General features: G+C 70.3%; 1 pseudogene. It reads left to right on the plus strand.

Annotated elements, in window-relative coordinates:
* Positions 1-529: pseudogene (locus CFP71_RS43255) on the plus strand (HNH endonuclease); the annotation flags it as partial.

Below are 529 nucleotides of genomic sequence, written 5' to 3' on the forward strand. Positions count from 1 at the left end.
CGCCGCGACCGCGTGGCTGTCGGACGACAACGCCCTGGCGGCGGATGCCCTGCTGGAAGACCGATTGGCGGGGAAGAACACGGCTCAGATCCGGCGGGCGGTCAATCGCGTCGCGACGACGGTCGATCCGGAGGGTGCGTCCCGGCGTGCCGAGCACAACCGTGCGGGTCGCCGGCTGCGGATGCGCCACGGCGGGACGGGGGTCGCCTCGATCGAGATCGAGGACGGCCCGGTCGAGAAGGTGGCCGCCGCCTACACCCGGATCGACCGCGGGGCACGTGCCCTCAAGGCAGGCGGTGAGACCCGAACCTTGGATCAGTTGCGTGCCGATGTCGCCCTGGACCTCCTGTTGAGCGGCCAAGGCGGCGCTGGTGAGCGGTCGGAGGTGTTCCTCTACATGGACCTGGCGACCTATCTCGGCCTCAACGAGGATCCGGGGGAGTTGGCGGGACACGGCTCCATCCCGGCGCCGTTGGCGCGGAAGATCGCGTCGAGCGCGGACACCGTGCTGCGGCGGATCATCACGGAT

Origin of the sequence: Amycolatopsis thailandensis, from assembly GCF_002234405.1 — a bacterium.
Taxonomy (GTDB): domain Bacteria; phylum Actinomycetota; class Actinomycetes; order Mycobacteriales; family Pseudonocardiaceae; genus Amycolatopsis; species Amycolatopsis thailandensis.